Raw genomic sequence first — 16,716 nt, forward strand, 5'->3', positions numbered from 1 at the left:
ATATTCATGCTGTATGTTTATACAATATTTTTATTAATATGAACTCACCGGCTTTTAATTAGTCAGAACCACAACAAATGTCGTTGCAATCCAACGCACTTTTGAATATACCTAATGAACACTTTAAAAACGGGATGTAGAAACAATGAATAAATCACAACTTATCGACGCTATCGCAGAAGGCTCGGACGTATCAAAAGCTGCAGCAGGTCGAGTGTTGGAATCGTTACTAACCAATATCACTAAAACGCTTGAAAGTGGTGATTCCGTTGCTTTGGTTGGTTTCGGTACCTTTGAAGTAAAAACGCGTGCAGCGCGAACTGGTCGTAATCCTCAAACAGGAGAGTCAATCCAGATTGCTGAAGCCAAGGTTCCTTCTTTTAAAGCAGGTAAAGGGTTCAAAGACGCGGTCAACGGTAAATAGTAAAAATGTAACAAATAATGAAGTTGCGGTCTGACCGCAACTTTCCTCCTCGAGTAGCCAAATAAATTCGCCTTACCTACCTAAAGCTCCAAAGATTGACATGACTATTTTTAGACTACTCTGTTTAGTTCTCTCTCAACAAGTTTGACCAAATCCACTTGACCAAGCAGTTTAAGTGTCCCTAGAGCAGCGTCAAAATAATTTGGTTTCTCCAGAATGTGTTTTACAGCTTGTCTGTAGTCCTCGGTTCGGGTTTCAAAAGCACAAAACTCAGCCAAAGCGCGTTCAATGTTATTGGGAGCACGTATTCATCGAGTTGTTCATTGATTTTGAGAAAACGACCATCTCGCTGCTCTGAGTTGAAGCGAAACCACGCCCAAAAAATTTTGATATCATGGGTTCTCACCATCATGTCATCCGACAAGCGTATTTTCGCCTCACCTGGTTCGGGTTGCGCATACAGGTCTTTACTTCTTATGAAAGAAAGCTTGTGTAAAAAATGCTTCAGCCACACTTCTAAGCCATGCCGCACATTGAATGAAATTGGGTAGACTAACTCATCTAATCTAATAACAGATTCAGATTGTAACGCGACGGCCCCTAATTCGAGCGCTGCGTCCATAAACCCTCGTGCGTAATACGCCATGCCAGGGTTGCCATTGTTGCCAACACAGGCGTTAAATTGCGTGAAGCCGGGGAGGTTTCTGAACGTGTTATTTTCTATTCGGGTTTTATTCATTACGTGGTGGTTCCGCATTTATTTCGATGGCTTTAAATGTTCGTTTGCTTGGCTCAGCGTGCCCGGTGCACTGTCCGTGGTAGACGGAATTGTTGTGTTTGTACTCGATGACCACAAATGACGGCGACGATTTGACTATGTTTTCATTGAGTGTGTCGTTTATTCCATGGTGGACTTTGGCCTGCCAAACGCAGTATTTCTTCAGCACATCAATCTGCGCTTCTGCAACGTAATCTATTTCAGGTTTGGCCTGCTCAATATCGTTGTTGTTTTCACAGCCGGTGATGAGCACCGTGCTGAGAACAAGCACCGCTAACACAGGTCGATTCATATTCTCTTCCTTCGGTTTTTTTAAACACAGTGCTCTACGGTGGTTACCCTTGCGCTATTTCAAAGTATGGCATGCTTTAAGTGTGTACAGAACGACAACGATAGGTCAACCACATGCAAAACACTTTGAAAGCTGCCTTTGCGCATTTGCCTTCATCAAAACTGATCATTGACTACTTTGTTGGTGGCGATTCATACGACAATGTGCTGCAAGTCTATAATGTTCCTCTATTTTACCTTCTGCCTAGCGGAAGTATCACCAAGAACAAGCGGTGTTAAGTCGATGGGGAGGACTGACGAGGACGTGAACGTTGTCGGTGGTGGACAGGGAAGTTGGCGCAACTCACCTACTATTTAGGACATCCCAACATATAACCTTATTCCACCATAGACCTGAGCAGCGGTGTTGTTGGTGACGAAATCTTCATTTTCTTCTGCCTGTTTTGTTTTGCTTACTTCGTAGAGGTTCTTTGGTGGACGTAACGACTGGGGCGACGATAAGAAGCGCGAAATAAAGCAGCGCTAAGTAACATAAGTAAACTCAGTAAAGCCTGGCCACAGCTCGTCAGCGCTAGCGCTCTACGGCATATTTGATGCGGAAACAACGAAAGAGAGCAGAAGAAAATGAAAGTCTAGCAGCTCCCCAAGGTGGCCGAAGGCGTAGGACAGAGCCGCCAAAAGGATTAGGTGGGGTTGAGGGTGATGTGTTGGGATGTCCTAAATTGTATGCCAGTTGTAGGGTGGAAAGGTCAATATTGAATACCTCCTTTGTTAAATGCGTTTAGACGTACATGTTAATCTACTCTACAATACGACATCGTCTTTTCTATCCACAAGCATATGAAACCTAACAATATTGCTGAGACCATTAGCACAATATCTTCCGCTCGCCTTGATAGTTACCGTAGCTACTTTAACCTTAAGTCAGACGAAGAGGCGATTTAATCGTATAATGAAAAGCCCAATGGTATATGAGGTTACTGGAAGGCGAGGGATCGTTACTATACTCCATGGTGTTGGCTAGTTGACACCATGGCGAGTTTACGCAACAATCCAAGACTTAGCTCGTTAGGCTACAGTGTTGGTAATAAAATTCTCGCCAATATTTCTAACTTGAGCATTCTTGAGGGCACCCTGCGGGGTGCTTTTCGCTTTTCTAGGAACCCAAAATATACTGTTAATACCTACACGAAAGGCTAGCTCTTCTTGAGTCAAGTTCAGCTCTTTGCGTCTTGACTCCAATCTTGAGAAAACCTCTGCTGCAATGGCGCCATCAGACATCGAGTTTGAAATTTTCATAAAAACCTCATGGGTAACCAATTACTCATTCACATTTATTGACGTGTAATTATTTACACATTTATTTTCTTTTCGATTGATGGGTAGATAATTACACTTTTTCTATTAAATACGAGCTGTATGGGTATTTTTCTACTCAAAGCGTGATTCAAATGCCCTATTTTGCTTTGCTTTGCTATGTGCCTTGGCTGGCAATCCTGATTTCTATTGTGAGCAAGTATAGTTCAGGGAGGAAACTCCGGGTTTAGGTCTAATCAAATGGTTCGCCTCAATATCACCTGCTAAGGTGTTGTTGAGAAAACAAACATGACCCATATAAAAACACTCGGAATCGATTTAGGCAAGACTAGTTTTCACATCATTGCATGGTATGAGCGAAAGCATCAAGTTAAAAAAGCTAAGTACAGCCGAAGTAAGCTAATTGAATTCATCATACACTTGCCACCTTGTGATATCGCGATGGAAGGCTGTGCCGACTTACCAGAAAATACCAAGAACATGACCATAACGTTAAACTAATCCCAGCACAATTTGTATAGCCGTACGTTAAGAGTAACATGCCATTTCTGCTTTAACTTACTTTTGCCCCAAAGTGATTTAGTAACGTGACTTAATGCTCACTCTGCAACGCAACGATTGACCCAATTTTAGTAATGCTACAAAGTGCTTATTAATATCGGATAAAATTTGAGTCAAGGATGAAAAGTGAAAATAAAAAACGTACGAATTAAAAACTATCGTCTGCTCAAAGATGTGTCATTTTCAATTGATGAAAAAACCACCATTATCGTTGGTCGCAATAATACTGGAATAACTTCATTTGCTGAGGCTTTCCGCAGTTTCTTGAATCCTGCTGGGCCGAAGGTGCGTTATGAAGATTTCAATCAATCTTGTCTGACAGGTTTCGAAGATGCGCTGAATGCTTTTCAAGGATGTGCTGAAGATGATGTTGTGAGGCTAATGCTTCCGACGATAAATCTAGAGTTACTCATTAATTATCAAGATAACGCAGATGAATATGGTGTCCTTGGCGATTTTATTATCGATTTTGACGACCAATTATTTGAAACAATGATTTTGATTTCTTATCAATTAAAAGATGGCAAGATCAGCGACTTTTTTAGTGGAACTCGATAGCGTCAACAGAAAGCAATATTTCTCAGATCTTAGAGATAGGATAGAGCATTACTACGAGGCTACCGTTTACGCGGTCGAGCCGACAAACCATAGCAACAAAGCTCGGCTTGAGTTTGCGTCATTTAAAAAATTGCTGCTGTCGGGTCTTATAAATGCGCAACGCGGTTTAGATGACGAAACGCATAATGAACGTGATGTTCTTGGTAAATCGCTAGGTAATATTTTCAAAAGTGCGAGTAGCGTTGGAGCGCCTGAAGCTTTTAAAGCGCAATCAGCTGAAATCAATACTGTCGTCGAAGAATTGCAGGAAATCGTTGATACTGATTTTCAGCAGAGAGTTAAAGCATTACTGCCGACCTTGAATATTTTTGGATATCCGGGCTTGCATGATCCAAATTTAAGTGCTGCAACCGAACTCAATGTGAAATCACTACTAGAAAGTCATACCCGAGTTTATTATCAACGAGATTTCACATTGCCTGAAACCTATAACGGGCTAGGAATGCGGAATCTAATTTTTATCCTCTTTCGAATTTATGAATATTTTCGTGAGTTTCAAAGCCATCAAACGCCGCCTAAAGGGCATGTAATTTTCATAGAAGATCCCGAAGCGCATCTTCATCCGCAAATGCAGGAAGTATTTATTCGACAACTTGAACAAATCGTCGAACAGTTCCAGCGCGAGCTAAATGATCAGCAACTTTGGCCTGTACAATTTATCGTGAGTACTCATTCCTCGCATATTGCCAACGAAGCAGATTTTAGCAAAGTTCGTTACTTCCTTTCCAAAAATGGAAACGAGACTAAAGTTAAGGATCTGGGTGTTGCCTTCCAAAGTGACGAGGCAGCTGAAGACAGAGAGTTTTTGCATAAATACCTGACGCTCACAAAATGCGACCTGTATTTCGCGGATCGAGCGATCCTCGTTGAAGGGGCGACTGAAAGGATATTGTTGCCTCACATGATTAAAAAAATTGATGCTGCTTTAGGCTCTAACTTAAGACAGAAATATTTATCAGTTGTTGAAATTGGTGGCGCTTATGCTCATCACTTCTACAAATTTATAGATTTTCTTGAGCTTAAAACCCTCTTTATTACGGACCTAGACGCTGTTGATTCGAAACAACATCATTCTGGTGTCATGGTGAGCCAGGGGGATAGATCGAGTAACGTAGGAATTTCGAAATGGTTTGGTGAGGAGGGGTATTCTGACTTAGCCACTATTAGAGCTAAAGATTCAGGTTCTAAAATTTTGGGATGCCGGCGACTTGCATTTCAGGTAGATGAAGATGTTAGTGGCTTATGTGGTCGTAGCTTTGAAGATGCATTTATCTTAGTTAATAGCCAGTTATTCCAGCTAAATAACTTAACTGGTTCCGCACTTGAGCAAGCTGTTTTTGACAAAGCAAAAGATATCGGTAAAAAAAGCAAAGCTGATTTTGCTATTGAATATTGTATAAGTAATACGGATTGGCTCGTTCCCAAGTATATCCAAGAGGGGTGTGCATGGTTAGACGAAGACCCAGCAGCAGCTGTTGCAGGAGCGCAATCATGACTGGAATGAAGCCTCGCAGAACAGGCGTCAGCAGAGACGCTTGAAAGCTTAAGAGAGTGTATTGATCAAAGGCAATGTTTCAAATTGGAAGCCGGTGCTGGAGCGGGGAAAACCTATTCGTTGATAGAGTCGCTCAAGTATCTGATTTCTTTACGTGCGAATGAGTTTGTCGTATCTGGAAAACAGGTTGCATGTATCACTTATACAAACGTGGCCAAAGAAGAGATCAAAGCAAGAACCGATAATAATCCATTAATTTTTGCGGATACGATTCATGCCTTCAGTTGGAGTGTTTTGCAAAACTACCAAGAGCAGTTGAGACAACTTATCCCTACGCTTGGAGCAAATTGGCAAGAGAGAATTGAAGAATCGGCAGGGATTGGTAATCAAACGGTTAAGTACGATTTAGGTTTTGCATCGATTAAAGAACATGAAATTTCTCTCTATCATGACGACGTTGTCGCGTTAATGGCTCGTATGTTGGCGTTCCCCAAATTCCAGAAATTACTGAAAAGCAGATTCCCAATTATTTTTATTGATGAATATCAAGATACTGATAGCGCACTTGCCAAAAGTATCGTGCAAAACCTGATTGATAATGACTCAGGAATTGTTGTTGGTCTTTTTGGTGACCACTGGCAAAAAATTTACGGCTCGTCAGCCTGTGGATTGATACAGAGTTCTGCAGGAAAAATCATTGAGATCGGCAAACGAGCCAATTTTCGTTCTGATAAAAATATTGTTGAATGCCTGAATCGTATGCGCCCAGAATTACCTCAGTCTGAATCAGACTCCAGCTCCACAGGAACCATAAAGGTATACCATTCAAATAATTGGCAGGGTACACGCCGAACCGGCGGTCATTGGAAAGGCGATCTTCCAGAAGAAGAATCTAGACAATTTATCCAGCAAACCAAATCATTAATGGTTGAGTATGGTTGGGATTTTTCGTTATCTAAAAACAAAATGTTGTTTTTGACGAATAACTTGATAGCTACCGAACAGAAATTTAAGACTTTGGCTGATTGTTTCCGATATTCAGAAGACTACCTGAAGAAAAATGACAAATACATTGAGTTCTTTGTTGATACAGTCGAGTTAACGGCGCAAGCTTTCCAGCAACGTAAGTATGGTGAATTACTTCAGATTAAAAAGAAAAACCGCTCCTTTTTAACGTCGCAAGCTGACAAAACTGCTTGGACTGAGAATTTAGAAGAATTAATGCGACTTAGAGACACATCTACAATCGGTGATGTTTTAGACCTGTTGATAACTACGAGTATGCCGAGAGTACCGGCAAAAGTCGCGGATTCTGAGGTCCGCTATAAAACACTATCTGCCCGTGACCAAGACTCATTGGAGCCAGATGAATTAAGTTTTTTCGATAAAATTAGGCGTCTTCGCGCTGTGTCTTACTCTGAAGTAATAAATTTGGCTGAGTACATAAATGATAAAACACCGTTTTCAACCAAGCATGGAGTAAAAGGCGCCCAGTTTGATAATGTACTAGTAGTTTGCGGCCGTGGTTGGAATCACTACAACTGGGATCAAATGCTTGAATGGATAGAAGACGGTGTCCCAAAAGGAAGAGAAGAGACTTTTGAACGAAGTAGAAACTTGTTTTATGTCAGTTGTTCTAGGGCGAAACATGACCTTACGCTCCTCTTTACCCAGCACCTCTCTGATAAATCACTTACTGCCCTTGGTAAAATCTTTGGGCATGAAAATATCAAAGGCAGCCCATTTTAATTTTGAAATAAATCAAACAAGATTTGAATGTTGTGGTTTAAGCGTATAACGAGCTTTTTGATGTCTATACATCACATGGCGAAATTGAACTAACTGAGTCTCAATTCGATGAAGCAAGTTACTTAAAAGTATGTTTTAAATACCATATGGACCAATTTTACCACACATACAAGCGCTTAAGGTTTCAAGATACTTTTTATTATCTGAGTGGATGCTACTCAGTGATTTTCGCTAAGGAGCTTTTGTCCACCAACATTTCAGATCTTTCTGAGGCCCACTAAATGTGACTGCCAAACTTCATGTTGACCAAAAACACTGAGAGGAGGTCATCATGAGAAAGTCATTTTCTGGAAAATGCAGTGGCATCAAAAGGCCATTTAAGCTTGAAGAGATCTGGCGGATCAGAACTAGGCTGGAGATTGAAAACGATTTGATGCAGCTCGCGTTACTGAACCTAGCTATAGATAGCAAGTTAAGAGCGAGTGATTTGCTAAAGTTACACGTTTACGATGTTTCTTCGCAAGGAGTTATCTATGACAGGGTTCAGTGCATCCAGCAAAAAACGGGAACCGATGTCCACTATGAGATTACACCAAGAACACAGCAAAGTATTAGCCGATGGATTTTTGCAGCATCCTTAGAGGCAAGCAGTTTTTTATTTCCGAGTAGCCGCCGCTTTGGGCAACCTATCAGCTACTCATTCTATCGAGCAATTATCAGGAGCTGGGCTGTAAAGCTTGGATTGAATGCTGACTATTACGGTACTCACTCCATGCGTCGCACCAAAGCAACTTTAATCTATGCCAGAACGAAAAACATCAGGGCTGTACAGATCTTACTTGGACACTCGAAGCTTGATAACACAATTCGATACCTTGGCGTTGAGCTAGAAGACGCTCTGAGGTTGTCTGAGAAAACAGACTGCTGACAGATAGAAGCTGTCACAGGCTTTTCTCCTGAAAAGCCTGTGCCCCTAATCATCAAATCTTTTGTTGCATATAGCTATAAAAGATTGCAAGAACCGAGTGTAGAAAGTTACATGTAGTACTTTAACAAGTGCTTAGTCTACTAGACTTCGCAGAACTAAGAACTAGTGATAATATGACCGTGGTTTTATATTTGGATAACTTACTGAGGTAAATATGAATTTTGCATATCAAATACGTATGAAATTTGGAACAAATAACAACGAACCTACTACATATCAGATTAAACAAATATCTAAAGAGTTGTTGAATAAACATCGCGCAGGGCTAATCACATCAGATTCAGATGTATTTGAGATTGTTAAGAAGTATTGTCCCTCTGCTGGAACATGCCTGTACAAAGGTCAAGATCAATCCGATTTGAATACATTGTTAGCACTAGCGCGTGCTGTGGTAAATGAAGAGGACTAATTAATGTTGCTTAAATTCCAAAGATCACTGGAAGAAACAGTTCGTATTGTTAAGTGGAGTCCTTCGGCAGAACAACTCATAGAAATTGCATACTTTATTAGATCGAACCCAAATGACTTGAAAGATCTTTCAGCGTTTATTTGTGAAACGTGTGAAGACGTCACTTTAATGTTCTTTGAAGGGCAAGACTATTCAGATCTTAACAGTCTTCTAGCTTTAGCAAGGGCGGTGATCGAAGAAAGTGAGTAGCTCAAATGAACTCAAAGTAATCGAATTAACCTCTAAGATTTCATCGCTTAAAGATGAATATTCTAAGGACTTGACTGCGTTTATTCAAACCAGTGGAAAATCCAAAGAAGAGAAACTTAATGGGTTACTCAAAGTACAATCTTCAGGTAACAAGTATTTTAATTACATTGAGGACTTAATTGGAGATAGCGGACTTCTTGGAGCGCATGAAAAGAATGGGCATTGGCTCGCCTCGTTAATAGAAAATACTACAGAGGCACTTAATTTAATTTGTGTTCACTATAGTGTTCTGCGAGACGGTGTTTCAAAGTTCAGTAGCGATGAAGACTTGCTGAGTTCAATAGAACCAACTTCAAAAGCCTTTTCAAACATGCAAAGACTAGTTGCATCCCACTTAAAATCTAAAGAATGGAAATGCATTAAAAACGAGTTTGAGAAATGCTCGTTACCAACATATGGATTTAACAATCGGAGGTTGCCAGTCATGAACTCAACAATGCAAACAGTATTATCATTTACTTTTGGTGTTGTATTTGTAATCGTACTTTTAGTTATTGCATTTATAGAGCCTGATCCATCTAGCTTTCAATACAATGTCTTTAGGGTGGTTCTTTCTCTTGCCGCCGCCGGAGTTGTTGCAGTTCTTCCGGGTTTCATTGAGGTTAAGTTTGGCAAGTGGTTACGTGCAACGGGAGCATTAGCTGTGTTTGCCGTTGTTTACTTCTATAATCCTGCGAGCTTGGTCACTGAACAGCAATCAGCGCCTCCACCGATTGAGCAGTCCCAACCTCACTAGCCTCATACCTTCGTTAGGTTAACCCCATCAGTTTCAATTCAAAGAGCTTTTGATAGGCTTCCTAATGACAAACGAGAAGCGCGTTTAATCGCTCTCTTAGGAAGCAAATAGATTGCTATGTTTACCAACCCTACTGAACAACCGAATATGCGTATTAGTGTGAGTTATTATTATGGCCTTTAATCAAAAAACTCTTTTAAATATTTCTTATATCATAATGTTAGACAAAGAAAATAATGATCTAACAACCTTCAATGAATATCCGGCCACACTGATCAATAAGCTAGATATTCTGAGAAAAATCCCCGAGTTACCAAAAGACTTATGTGAAGTCTTTTGTTCGAAGGAGACATCAATTCAACACAGACTTTCAGGAATATTTGATGGTTACACAGTTGTATTTATTAAAGACATGTCAGAAATTGATGAGGTTGAAAGTGAAATTAAGGTCGTCTTTGTATGTGATGGTTTTGATTTTGACCTATCATTGCCGCGAGACTCTATACGTTGGAAACTCAGATGTAAATATTAACTCGAAATACAAATGCAAACTTGATGAAGTTAATCATCAACGAATAGCTTCTTATATATATGAGATATCAAACGAACTTTCAGAGTTGCAGGTATCATATATCTCAAAGTTAAGAGAGCTATATGAAGATGATACCTCTAATCACATGATAGATTCTGACTGCATTTTTAATCGCTCTATATTTACCGAGGCTAATCTGATTGCCCTAAGTTCTCTTAGGCTAGACTATGAATTCGAAAGGTATCGTTATGAATACTCGGAAGAGGATATCTTAAAGACAATTAATGTTATTAATCTCATACGCAAAAAGATTTCTGAAAACAAACCCTCAGATATCATACTAAGAACAAATAGCATTGTAATATCAGATATGTCCGTGAACTTAGATTTACAAGTTAATGAATCAGAGTACACACAAAATGCATTGAAAAATAAAGGATTTGATGATCCTGTATCACTTGAAAAAACGATAAAATTAGTACAAAGGAACGGTATTGATGAGAAAACGAAACGTTCTCAGTATATAGATCTGGCATACAACGAGAGAAACCTTATTGAGGTTCTGATAGGTATCTATCTATCTTCAAATATCATGCCTTGTGCAAAAATTCCATTATCTAACTCAGATTTGTATAGCGTGTTAAAGGATATTGGTATCAATGACAGAAACCACAATCAAAAAGGATTGAAAAGAAAATATATAAACCTTAGGAAGGTATTGCATAACTTTACGCAGGAAGCATTTGAGTACCTTAGCGAAAGAAATTCCTCAATGGTAAAAGTCGTTTCGAATCTTCCAATAGAGTGGGCATATCATAATGGACTGCCACTTATGGTCAGGCATACAGTGAGTCGCTTCCCCGTCTCACCAGGTTGGCTTGCAAATAAAGTTATTTTGGATACATCTAATATACATATTGATATGAATTCCTTTAGTAATATCCTTGTAATTAGCTCTTTTAGGGACGATGACATAATTAAAGAGCATCTTTCTTCCAAAATTGAGTTATTTAATACCATGCCTTTCAATAGAGAAGCCAGAGATAAAAAATTCAAAGTAAACATCAATAGACAAGAGCCATCTAATCGTGAAGAACTGATTGCAACTTTAAATAGCTCAAGTGCTCCAATAGTTGTATTTGATATGCATGGAGGCCACTCCGAAGAAGGAATTGGTGTGATATCCCTTAAGAATGAAGCGATTTCTATTCTTGATATTGTACAGGTTGCTAGAATGCCGCCAATTGTTGTTTTAAGTTCATGCGATACTAGTCCAATTGATAGAAATAACTATTCAACGGCAAATGCATTTCTAGCTGGCGGTGCGAAAACAGTCCTTGCTAGTGCCTTGCCGATTTTGAGCGATGAATCCTCGACATTTATTATTAGATTATTTATTCGACTACAGGAATATCTCCCTATTGTCATCGACAAAGAAAAACGAAGCTTACAGTGGTCCTCTTTCATGTCAGGCATGATTAGAAGGACATTTTATACTGAGTTCATAGACCATCTGATAAAGACAAAAAAAATCGGAAGGGATCGGAAGCGCAAGTTAAACTTTGAGGCTGGAATGTGTTTAGATCCTCTTCGAGAGGAGTTTCATTCACATATCATTTCAGCTTTTGCTAAAGAAATGCGCATAGATGAATCGGAAGTGCAAAGAATTATTGACGAAGATTTTGTTTTACCGGAGTGCTTGAAGTATCTACAGTATGGCAGTCCCGAAAGGATAATTATAAACTCGCCAGGCCATATCCCACTATCTCAGTAGTATTTGACTATCCTAGCACAGACGTAATAGCACATATGAACCATTCTCTAGTCAATAGACTAAAGCGCTCTTTTTGGCTGCATTAGCAACCAATGTTCTCGAACCACAAAGTCGTCTGCTGCGGATTTACCCAAATTCTATTTATCTGAAGTGGATGCTTTAGAGCAGAAGTTCTAACTGACTTTTGTCCAAAACCTTCTCAGCGGAAAAGATGAATGACGATAGAGCACTTTGTTCACCGACCCCCCTCTGTTAGGAATGGACCACCGAAACAGTCGGTCTGCATAAAGCGACAGAATTTCGTATTGTAAACTCTTGCCTTATAGCGAAATAATCGACTTTATAACCTCGTCCATTGTTGGTCTTTATGACTTCGTAATCGCTTGAGAGAAAATAACTTTTAGCGGTTCAAGGTTTAAGTGAACCCCAGCGATATTCGCATCTATCCATTCCTGTCTAGATATCTTTGGCCATGTTACGTTATAACCAAGCGCAAACAAAAGCTCTTCGAAAAAGAAACGTTGAACGCGGCCATTCCCTTCTCGAAACGGATGCAATAGGTTCATTTCACAGAATAGATCGGCAACGAGATCTATCAACTCATTATCGTCGCGACAATTAGCTAATGCGGGGACGGTTCGAAACAGCTTTGTCGCTTCGAGACTCGATGCGCATGAAAGTACAAAACCGCGTGCTTCCCTTTGATATGTCTACGTCTCTAAGTCTACCGGCCCATTCGTATAGATCTTGAAAAAGGTGATGGTGAAGATGCTGTAAATGTGTGAATGAAAAGTCGGATAGAGATAATTGGGATGGTTCGTATGTTCTGTAGCGTTCAGCTGAAAATTCTGCCTCGGCTTCCGCTAATTCGTCTGGGTCACGAATATCGAGAAGGTTTACTAAAACATCGGAATCTGGGTAGCAGTACTTATCGTGTGCTACCCCGTACTTATCGCGCATACTTGCGTTTTAAATCCGCAATCGTTTTACCTTCACTATCCTTTCTCAGTGAAAGGCCTTCGTAGCTCAAACTGACCTTAAAGTTTTCCATATTGGGGGTAAACTTTGTCTTGCGCTCGGTCTCTAATTTAGCAACACTGTTTGTCATAACGCCTCCTGTGTTACTTCAATTCTAACTGACAAGGCAATAAAATGCCATTACGACAATTGGTGAAATACCATAAGCTGGATAAAGGGAAATTTGATCCGCAAACGTTGTCAATGCAGTTTATGGGGCAACCCTTTTTACCTTCGTCGTAAAGGCTCGCTCTGTCGATGAGTACATTGTTGGCTTTGAGGTTGTGGTTTAAACGACGAAAACACTCTGGAATTTTATGGATAAGCCATTTCAACGGATAGGTTCAAAATCTAACGCCCATGTCGGAAGTGAATTTGAATTAAATGCATCACAGTTTTTTCAGAATCAAGACATAAAACTGACGTCCAATTTTAAAATTGAAGTAGGGGTCTCCAAGTTGAAGAAAGAACATGCGTTCGATCTTGGATGTGCTGAACAAAAGATTCTAGTCGAGTGCAAGGCTCACACGTGGACTGCTGGTGGCCACGTCCCGAGTGCAAAATTGACAGTATGGAATGAGGCCATGTACTACTTCTTCACAGCTCCTTCTGATTTTAGAAAAATTTTGTTTGTTCAATATGATTTCAATGCAAGAAGAAATGAGACTTTGGCTGAATATTACATCCGAACTTATCAACACTTAATACCTGATGATGTTGAACTTTGGGAATATAACGAAAGCACGAAATTTGCATTCAACCGTCTTAGTGAGGGGTAGTTTTTCATCTGGCCATGTCGAATACATCCTACGCTTAATCGCACATTTTCCTTGAGAATGTAGCTCCAAAAATCAACCAGAATCTAAACTATTGCTAACCCACAGTTAGATAGGCGAATTTCACTTTCTTTGCCGCTAATCTGCACCCCATTAATGGCCATTAGCAAGGATTGTTGCTAAACATTGTTTAGCGTCATATAAATAAGGACATGTCCATGAACTCAAAATTAGTATCCATTATAGCTTTGTTGTCTCTCTTATCTGGCTGTGCAAGCTATTACCCATTACCTGTTGAAGAACCGAGCGCTCTAGAAGAAAAGAGTGATGGTACCTTAGTTCGTCGGACACCTGATTATAAACGAGGGGGGTTAATGCCTGCAGTCGACATTGACGAGGCAATTGAAAATTTAAAAATATATGGCGACGCCTATCAAAAATACAGTGATAAGCTTCGTCGCAACGAATACATTTCAAATGATTTAACGTTCGCCGGGGGCGTGTTAGGTGTGATTGGTGGTGTCTCCAAGTCAATAGAAACAGCTCTTACAGGGGTAGCGTTAAGTTCTGGTGCTACTATTACTTCTCAAAGATACCAATTTCTTGTTCAGGCTACGAATTATGAAAATGCATCTGTTGCTATGTATTGTATGTATACAAAGCTTTTCCCTGTAAGAGGGGAAGGTGTTGAATACAACTTTGTAAACGAACGAATAGATGAAGTACGAAGAAAACTACGTAAAGCCCAATCAAGCATTCAACTAATTACGCCCGATTTGAGCAAACTCAAAGCTTCCCTATTGGAAGTCATAGAGAACCCACGACGCAATGGTGGTGAAAAAGCAGCAGGTAAACCAGACCTGAAGATGATGGCTGAACTGAAAGCGTGCGTGGCTGCATTTTAGCGCAGGCAGGGCAAATGGGAGTTTGATACCAATAAATTAAGCGGCAGCTATTCACTCGATAAAGTACTAAAAAGTAGGGTGAGGATATCTACAGGCTAATTTGAAATGAAAAAAAGCGGCTTAGCCGCTTTTATTGTTGTTCTACTTCATGGAATTTCGCTCGTTGCTTCCACGAATTAATAAAGCCGCCAACGCTTATGGCCACCGCCAATCCAAGGCCGAACGACCGGACTCCATTGATTGTGTCGTAGAAGAAGTTCATATTTGGGAATTCCGCAAACTCCACAGCGAAAGCCTCTATGAAGGTTAGCAGGCTGTAAATCCACATGATGAGGAAAACCCCGGTTAGCGGAGCATCTACAGGGTGCGGTCCGTACTTCCCAGCATTATCTTCACTGAGGGTTAACCATTTAATACTTAGTATTGTTAGGTACCAGCGATTCTTAAAAATGAAGAAAGCCAACCAGTCCAGGAGCACAAATGCACCTAAGGCTAATAGTTCTGCTGCAAACGAGGGTAAAACCGAGTAAGCGGAGTAGATGAACATGAATAATGTTTCTTCAAGCAGGATTAGAAAAATCATCAAACCTAAAATGGAGCGAATATTGGCCATTTCTTTACTGAGGAAAAACAACACGCTTCACCCCAATACGTACGAAAGCTCGGTTCTGTAGTCTGCACCAGTTGCTTGACTTATCGACAATAAGTCAATGCCGCCAATCAAAGCAGCGAGTATAAGAAGGGCATAGATTGGCTTCATAATTTATCCATTGCTTGTTAGTTCTTCGACAAGTGGTGGAGGTGGCGGGATATCTGGACTCAACTTAGCTAACTCAGTTCCACCTCGTTCGGGTAGGACTTTAGAACCACCACCAGCGACCAGGTGACAGTGGTTAATCAACATAGTTCTTAATATCTTCTTCTTTTTTCACTTTTTTGATCCTCGTTTACTAACTGACAAAATGCTTAGGTTCCTTCAAGTAAGTCGGAGAGTTTTACTTTAAGTATCGATGAAAGTTTCATCAATGTTCCGAGGTCGAAATGAACTCGTACCATTTAGATAATCATCGAGAGTAGTCAAACCGATACCAAGCTTTTCAAAAAACTCCTTTTAGTTATACCATGGCGCTTCTTGTTCAATTTGAGCAATTTAAGTACACGCTTGGTCACTTCATATTCTTCAGGCGTTTGCATTATCCCTTATGTACCCTAAGGTCATGACGAGAGCGTTAAAATGTGGATTTTTAGTTCAGTGAGAATTGTTAATTTACTCGACGCAATTGTCAGCAGTTTATTTACAACCCAATATGGAAACTTCTTTTTTGATTTGTGCAGTAAGACAAATAACTTGCTGAGATTTGCGCTATGTAGATTGATGTTATGTTCAAAGGTGACCTTCCAATGATTAGAGTAACTGATATGAACCCTGACAATTTTGCACTACTCAGCGCTCGACAAATAGGCCATACAAACGTATTGACTGAGTTTATTAGTGGGATACAACTTCTCGTGACACACATCAATTCACGAATTGAAATTGGTCTTTCGATTGAAGCTCAACACCAAGAGCTACTAGATGCGTTTTCAACACTTCATCGGTATGCTTACTGAAGTAAAGCTTTGGCTCTTAGGTATAAACGACTTTCTCAAGCCACAGGGAAGAGTTCAAAAGGCGAAACTAAAGAAATGAAATTGACGAAAGAGGAAAGGGAGCTGTGCTTGCAGTTCGCGAATGCGATTTTGCAAAGCGGGGATATGGCCAACTATGTTAGTTGAAGTATGTGCATTAAACATATGCACGATATTGTTTGTTTGCATAGTAACTCCGCTTCACGTTATTTTCCCTAAATACAGTTCTACTGCGCTTAGGGAAGACAACGCAAAGCGTTGTCTAATTTCGAGCTAAAATTTCTGTTGCTCGCTTGTTCATTCTTTCCACACGTTCAATGCATTGCTTTGTTCGCTGAGTGCTTTCGCTAATGCGATAAAGAATTTCCATGCAGTCGGCCTTAGACGTAAGCTGGATTGCTAGCTCCG

18 protein-coding genes and 1 pseudogene are annotated in these 16,716 nt (G+C 40.2%); 12 read left to right on the forward strand and 7 right to left on the reverse strand.

The window, feature by feature from the left end; translation table 11 throughout:
- Positions 1–145: 145 nt before the first annotated feature.
- Positions 146–424 (forward strand): HU family DNA-binding protein, encoded by a 279-nt coding sequence (locus J5O05_RS17465; protein ID WP_208844572.1) that lies wholly within the window; start codon positions 146–148, stop codon positions 422–424.
- A 223-nt stretch (positions 425–647) separates the two neighbouring features.
- Here the strand turns inward: J5O05_RS17465 and J5O05_RS17470 are convergent, their stop codons facing one another.
- The 3 genes from J5O05_RS17470 to J5O05_RS17480 form a co-directional block, all read right to left on the reverse strand.
- Positions 648–1,163 (reverse strand): hypothetical protein, encoded by a 516-nt coding sequence (locus J5O05_RS17470; protein WP_208844573.1) that lies wholly within the window; start codon positions 1,161–1,163, stop codon positions 648–650.
- Positions 1,156–1,494: a hypothetical protein gene (locus J5O05_RS17475; protein ID WP_208844574.1), complete on the reverse strand. Its 339-nt coding sequence runs from the start codon at positions 1,492–1,494 to the stop codon at positions 1,156–1,158. Before J5O05_RS17475 ends, J5O05_RS17470 begins: the two co-directional genes overlap by 8 nt.
- Positions 1,495–2,561: 1,067 nt before the next feature.
- Positions 2,562–2,792: a helix-turn-helix domain-containing protein gene (locus J5O05_RS17480; protein WP_208844575.1), complete on the reverse strand. Its 231-nt coding sequence runs from the start codon at positions 2,790–2,792 to the stop codon at positions 2,562–2,564.
- A gap of 306 nt (positions 2,793–3,098) precedes the next feature.
- On the opposite strand from J5O05_RS17480, the gene J5O05_RS17485 reads away from it, so the two are divergent.
- The 8 genes from J5O05_RS17485 (at position 3,099) to J5O05_RS17515 (ending at position 11,981) form a co-directional block, all read left to right on the forward strand.
- Positions 3,099–3,311, forward strand: coding sequence for a hypothetical protein (locus J5O05_RS17485; RefSeq protein WP_208844576.1), 213 nt, complete (start codon positions 3,099–3,101; stop codon positions 3,309–3,311).
- A 186-nt stretch (positions 3,312–3,497) separates the two neighbouring features.
- The gene (locus J5O05_RS22040; protein ID WP_244370064.1) at positions 3,498–3,929 is read left to right on the forward strand and encodes an AAA family ATPase; all 432 of its coding nucleotides are present in this window, start codon (positions 3,498–3,500) and stop codon (positions 3,927–3,929) included.
- Positions 3,892–5,484: an ATP-dependent nuclease gene (locus J5O05_RS17490; protein ID WP_244370066.1), complete on the forward strand. Its 1,593-nt coding sequence runs from the start codon at positions 3,892–3,894 to the stop codon at positions 5,482–5,484. Before J5O05_RS22040 ends, J5O05_RS17490 begins: the two co-directional genes overlap by 38 nt.
- A gap of 84 nt (positions 5,485–5,568) precedes the next feature.
- Positions 5,569–7,233, forward strand: a complete 1,665-nt coding sequence (locus tag J5O05_RS17495; protein WP_244370068.1) for a UvrD-helicase domain-containing protein — start codon at positions 5,569–5,571, stop codon at positions 7,231–7,233.
- Between the two features lie 331 nt (positions 7,234–7,564).
- Positions 7,565–8,161 (forward strand): tyrosine-type recombinase/integrase, encoded by a 597-nt coding sequence (locus J5O05_RS17500; RefSeq protein WP_208844577.1) that lies wholly within the window; start codon positions 7,565–7,567, stop codon positions 8,159–8,161.
- 472 nt (positions 8,162–8,633) lie between these two features.
- Positions 8,634–8,879, forward strand: a complete 246-nt coding sequence (locus J5O05_RS17505) for a hypothetical protein (RefSeq protein ID WP_208844578.1) — start codon at positions 8,634–8,636, stop codon at positions 8,877–8,879.
- Entirely contained in the window at positions 8,872–9,675 is an 804-nt protein-coding gene (locus J5O05_RS17510; protein ID WP_104041613.1) for a hypothetical protein, read from the forward strand. The genes J5O05_RS17505 and J5O05_RS17510 overlap by 8 nt, the downstream gene beginning before the upstream one ends.
- Before the next feature lie 383 nt (positions 9,676–10,058).
- Complete coding sequence (locus J5O05_RS17515) at positions 10,059–11,981, forward strand: CHAT domain-containing protein (protein ID WP_244370069.1); 1,923 nt, start codon at positions 10,059–10,061, stop codon at positions 11,979–11,981.
- Between the two features lie 365 nt (positions 11,982–12,346).
- On the opposite strand, the pseudogene J5O05_RS17520 reads toward J5O05_RS17515, so the two are convergent.
- Positions 12,347–12,941: pseudogene (locus J5O05_RS17520) on the reverse strand (Fic/DOC family protein).
- A complete protein-coding gene (locus tag J5O05_RS17525) occupies positions 12,931–13,089 on the reverse strand; it encodes a hypothetical protein (protein ID WP_208844579.1) in 159 nt (52 codons plus the stop codon). The pseudogene J5O05_RS17520 and the gene J5O05_RS17525 overlap by 11 nt, the downstream one beginning before the upstream one ends.
- Before the next feature lie 226 nt (positions 13,090–13,315).
- Between J5O05_RS17525 and J5O05_RS17530 the strand changes: the two genes are divergently transcribed.
- On the forward strand, positions 13,316–13,777 hold the full coding sequence (locus J5O05_RS17530) for a hypothetical protein (RefSeq protein ID WP_208844580.1): 462 nt from the start codon (positions 13,316–13,318) through the stop codon (positions 13,775–13,777).
- 215 nt (positions 13,778–13,992) lie between these two features.
- Complete coding sequence (locus J5O05_RS17535) at positions 13,993–14,679, forward strand: hypothetical protein (protein ID WP_208844581.1); 687 nt, start codon at positions 13,993–13,995, stop codon at positions 14,677–14,679.
- A 130-nt stretch (positions 14,680–14,809) separates the two neighbouring features.
- On the opposite strand, the gene J5O05_RS17540 is transcribed toward J5O05_RS17535, so the two are convergent.
- On the reverse strand, positions 14,810–15,316 hold the full coding sequence (locus J5O05_RS17540; protein WP_208844582.1) for a hypothetical protein: 507 nt from the start codon (positions 15,314–15,316) through the stop codon (positions 14,810–14,812).
- Between the two features lie 126 nt (positions 15,317–15,442).
- Positions 15,443–15,583, reverse strand: coding sequence for a hypothetical protein (locus J5O05_RS17545; RefSeq protein WP_208844583.1), 141 nt, complete (start codon positions 15,581–15,583; stop codon positions 15,443–15,445).
- A 497-nt stretch (positions 15,584–16,080) separates the two neighbouring features.
- Between J5O05_RS17545 and J5O05_RS17550 the strand changes: the two genes are divergently transcribed.
- Positions 16,081–16,290, forward strand: a complete 210-nt coding sequence (locus tag J5O05_RS17550; RefSeq protein ID WP_208844584.1) for a hypothetical protein — start codon at positions 16,081–16,083, stop codon at positions 16,288–16,290.
- Positions 16,291–16,716: the final 426 nt, after the last annotated feature.

Origin of the sequence: Pseudoalteromonas xiamenensis (assembly GCF_017638925.1) — a bacterium.
Lineage (GTDB): Bacteria > Pseudomonadota > Gammaproteobacteria > Enterobacterales > Alteromonadaceae > Pseudoalteromonas > Pseudoalteromonas xiamenensis.

What these genes read in the sequence shown, in the direction of transcription:
- J5O05_RS17465 (WP_208844572.1), top strand. Translation starts at nt 146, where the DNA reads ATGAATAAATCACAACTTATCGACGCTATCGCAGAAGGCTCGGACGTA.
- J5O05_RS17470 (WP_208844573.1), bottom strand. Translation starts at nt 1,163, where the DNA reads ATGAATAAAACCCGAATAGAAAATAACACGTTCAGAAACCTCCCCGGC.
- J5O05_RS17475 (WP_208844574.1), bottom strand. Translation starts at nt 1,494, where the DNA reads ATGAATCGACCTGTGTTAGCGGTGCTTGTTCTCAGCACGGTGCTCATC.
- J5O05_RS17480 (WP_208844575.1), bottom strand. Translation starts at nt 2,792, where the DNA reads ATGAAAATTTCAAACTCGATGTCTGATGGCGCCATTGCAGCAGAGGTT.
- J5O05_RS17485 (WP_208844576.1), top strand. Translation starts at nt 3,099, where the DNA reads ATGACCCATATAAAAACACTCGGAATCGATTTAGGCAAGACTAGTTTT.
- J5O05_RS17490 (WP_244370066.1), top strand. Translation starts at nt 3,892, where the DNA reads ATGGCAAGATCAGCGACTTTTTTAGTGGAACTCGATAGCGTCAACAGA.
- J5O05_RS17500 (WP_208844577.1), top strand. Translation starts at nt 7,565, where the DNA reads ATGAGAAAGTCATTTTCTGGAAAATGCAGTGGCATCAAAAGGCCATTT.
- J5O05_RS17505 (WP_208844578.1), top strand. Translation starts at nt 8,634, where the DNA reads ATGTTGCTTAAATTCCAAAGATCACTGGAAGAAACAGTTCGTATTGTT.
- J5O05_RS17515 (WP_244370069.1), top strand. Translation starts at nt 10,059, where the DNA reads ATGGTTACACAGTTGTATTTATTAAAGACATGTCAGAAATTGATGAGG.
- J5O05_RS17525 (WP_208844579.1), bottom strand. Translation starts at nt 13,089, where the DNA reads ATGACAAACAGTGTTGCTAAATTAGAGACCGAGCGCAAGACAAAGTTT.
- J5O05_RS17530 (WP_208844580.1), top strand. Translation starts at nt 13,316, where the DNA reads ATGGATAAGCCATTTCAACGGATAGGTTCAAAATCTAACGCCCATGTC.
- J5O05_RS17535 (WP_208844581.1), top strand. Translation starts at nt 13,993, where the DNA reads ATGAACTCAAAATTAGTATCCATTATAGCTTTGTTGTCTCTCTTATCT.
- J5O05_RS17545 (WP_208844583.1), bottom strand. Translation starts at nt 15,583, where the DNA reads ATGTTGATTAACCACTGTCACCTGGTCGCTGGTGGTGGTTCTAAAGTC.
- J5O05_RS17550 (WP_208844584.1), top strand. Translation starts at nt 16,081, where the DNA reads ATGATTAGAGTAACTGATATGAACCCTGACAATTTTGCACTACTCAGC.